The sequence below is a fragment of the Pedobacter sp. UBA5917 genome (assembly GCF_002432345.1).
GTDB lineage: Bacteria > Bacteroidota > Bacteroidia > Sphingobacteriales > Sphingobacteriaceae > Pedobacter.
This window is the reverse complement of sequence record NZ_DJDT01000045.1, coordinates 1-2,866: the sequence shown is the minus strand read 5'-3', so window position 1 is coordinate 2,866 and position 2,866 is coordinate 1. Positions and strand designations below refer to the sequence as shown.

The following is a 2,866-nucleotide window of genomic DNA, read 5'->3' as shown; positions in this document are numbered from 1 at the left end:
TTACATAGCGCCAGCTTTTAAAGCTTATTTCATTTTTCTGAAAGTTAGGCTAATCCTGCCATTTTCCGTGTCCGATTTTGGTATAGCATGTTGCCAAAGATTTTGAACTTCCTGTGTCATGTATACCAAACTACCCGCAGTTAAATCATAACTGATAAATTGTTCTGGATTTTCAATATTCCTAAACTTTAAAGTTCTTGTTTCTCCTATTGATACAATTGCAACACCTGTGCCGTCTGCTAAAATATCGGTTTGGTCGGAATGATAACCCATTTTCGATTTTCCATCTAAATAATAATTGATTAGACAGTTGTTGGGCTCAAAGCCAATTACGTTTTTTAATTTTTTATTAATGGCAGCAAGTTCCGGTAGAAAATCCTGATAAGGATAATTTATCTGCGAATAATTGTAGGCCTTGCCGAAACTTGCTGTTTTGCGTGCCGTCATTCTTTCATCCCACTTTACTGTTGAGGTTAAAAGATCGAGTAAGTGATTTGGATTATCTATAAAACACTCGATATAGGTGATGTCATTCATTTTATGGAGCATTTGTGTTTGTTAAATATAGATGAGGAATGAAACGATAACTTATTGACCATTTTTCTTATTCCAAACCCTGGTCACATTCTCAACCTGCTGATTAGTCATTTCTTGTGTTCTGATTAAAGTTTTTACACCCTGTATCATCATCATTGATGCTTTTCCGGTTTCGATAAAATACTTTAAATCATTACCGTTTTTTAATTTGATTATCCCAAATGTAAATGGTTTAACATCTTTGAAGTAACCAAACGATACATGTGTTACATCTTCCATACGTCCGAAATTAAAATCTCCGTTTTCTTTGGTAATCAGTTTTCTAGTGGTTAGTATGCTAAAGTTAAAATCATCAATAACTGTTGAAGAAATAATCAGCTCATCATCATCAATTTCTATTAAAATGTTTGGATACAGTTCACTAAAAACGGTATTCGTTTCATAACATTTTGTCCACTTAAAATCATAAGGCTGCATGGTATCTCTTTTTATGGCAGCAATGCAGATATTATATTTAGAACGGTCAGATTTCGTCATTTAAATTTGGGTGCTATTCAAATATAATCTTTCCATTTAAAAAAGGCTTTTCAATTCCTTTTTTTATCAGATATAAACCACTTATCCACTGCTCCTCTAAGTTCATTGTAATCAACCTCATCTTCCGCAACCCAGGCAACAATGCCATCGGGGCGAATCAGTAGGGCGCTTAAACCCAATTGGTTTTTTGCGCTATCGGCAATATATTTTAGCTGTTCGTATTTCTCCGCAAGCGTTTGAAGTTTAACATCGTTCTCAAAATCTAGCAAAATACCTCTACCATCATGCATCATTTCACCAATAGTACTACCGTTCCCGAATTCGAAATTAGGTACACTATAACCTACTAAAGGATGTTGATTGCCCAGATCGTAATGCGTAAAAATTCCCCAAACACGTTCGGCCATGTAGGTAGCACCATCCTGGGTATTCATCAATTCGCTTACAATGGCATGCAGCGCCTTGGCCTGCGGGCTAGGTTTCATAATTTCTACCTGCGCCCTCGACCAATCGAGTACTTTTATGCCCACAGGGTATCGTTCGGTATAATAACTATCGAGCAAGCCTTCTGTTGCGGTGTTGTTAATGGTTGCCGCTAATTTCCAACCCAGGTTCATGGCATCGCCTAAACCCAAATTAAGACCCTGCCCACCCAAAGGTGCATGGATATGTGCAGCATCGCCAGCTAAAAATACCCTTCCGATACGGTAAGTTGTGGCCTGCCTTGCCCTATCGGTCCAGGTGGTGGCGGTATGTAAAGCTGTAAGCGTTACGTCGGTACCCGAAACCTTGCGGAGTACTTTCTGCACATGTTCGAGTGTAATGGGCTGTTCAGAAGCATGGAAAGCACCTCCATCAAAATCCTGAATGGCCATGTAGCCAGGTTGCGACTGCATGTACATGCCCCTTTCGGTAACATTACGGCCCGGGCTGAGTTTTTCGGGGTCTAAAATATCTACCTTGGCGGTGTAGCCTGTAAATTCCGGTTCGGTACCTGCAAATTCGAAACCACCGGTTTTGCGCACCACACTACGGGCACCATCGCAGCCCACCAGCCATTTTGCACTAAAAGTTTCAGTGCCCGACTGGACGGTTACGCTTTCGTCATTTTGATCGAAGCTACTAATTGCGAAACCACGTTTAATGGTTATACCTAAAGTTTCCGCACGATTTGTAAATATGGTCTCCAATTCCGCCATTTCTGAGATCAAACTCGTTTCGGTTGAACCAGGCAGGCGGTATTTCCATCGGGAAGCATCAACATTTCCTTCTAAAAACGGAATACCTGCAAAATGACCTACCTGCCGTTGTGCACCTTGTTTGATTGTTTGGTGCTGATGCGGGTTTTTAAGTTGTTTGTGTATTTGGAGCTCGTGGTATAGCCCGCGGCGGTAAAGTGCCTCGATAGAAGGTGCCGAAAGTCCGCGGATACCAAATGGAAGTTGTTTTAATATTGAGTTTCGGTCTGCCGCCTTTTCGAGGATCAGCACCGAACATTTAGCCAAAGCCAGTTCGCAGGCTAAAAAAAGTCCTACCGGCCCGGCACCCGAAATAATTACATCGTAAAGAGTATGGTTTTGTGCGGATGTACCGCTATTGATTGTCGTATTCATATTTATAATAATTGTAGCACAAAGTTGGGCAATGTGTTTAGCCCAGGCTTGTATAAATACGACAATCGTTCGGTAATCCCGGTTGCAAATCTTATCGTGTGGATACAAATATCAATATTTTTCCGCTCCTATGCCGCGGGGGCATGGTACTTTGGAGCGCCAAAGTACCCAAAGCGCTT

3 protein-coding genes are annotated in these 2,866 nt (G+C 41.0%); all 3 read right to left on the bottom strand.

Annotated features, from left to right (window positions below; translation table 11 throughout):
• Nucleotides 1-24: 24 nt before the first annotated feature.
• The 3 genes from B2V92_RS02975 to B2V92_RS02965 are packed head-to-tail and all read right to left on the bottom strand — an operon-like array spanning nucleotide 25 to nucleotide 2,687.
• Nucleotides 25-537, bottom strand: coding sequence for an alpha-ketoglutarate-dependent dioxygenase AlkB (locus B2V92_RS02975; protein ID WP_293304690.1), 513 nt, complete (start codon nucleotides 535-537; stop codon nucleotides 25-27).
• A 51-nt stretch (nucleotides 538-588) separates the two neighbouring features.
• Complete coding sequence (locus tag B2V92_RS02970; RefSeq protein ID WP_293304688.1) at nucleotides 589-1,074, bottom strand: hypothetical protein; 486 nt, start codon at nucleotides 1,072-1,074, stop codon at nucleotides 589-591.
• A 50-nt stretch (nucleotides 1,075-1,124) separates the two neighbouring features.
• Nucleotides 1,125-2,687, bottom strand: a complete 1,563-nt coding sequence (locus B2V92_RS02965; RefSeq protein WP_293304686.1) for an FAD-dependent monooxygenase — start codon at nucleotides 2,685-2,687, stop codon at nucleotides 1,125-1,127.
• Nucleotides 2,688-2,866 lie beyond the last annotated feature (179 nt).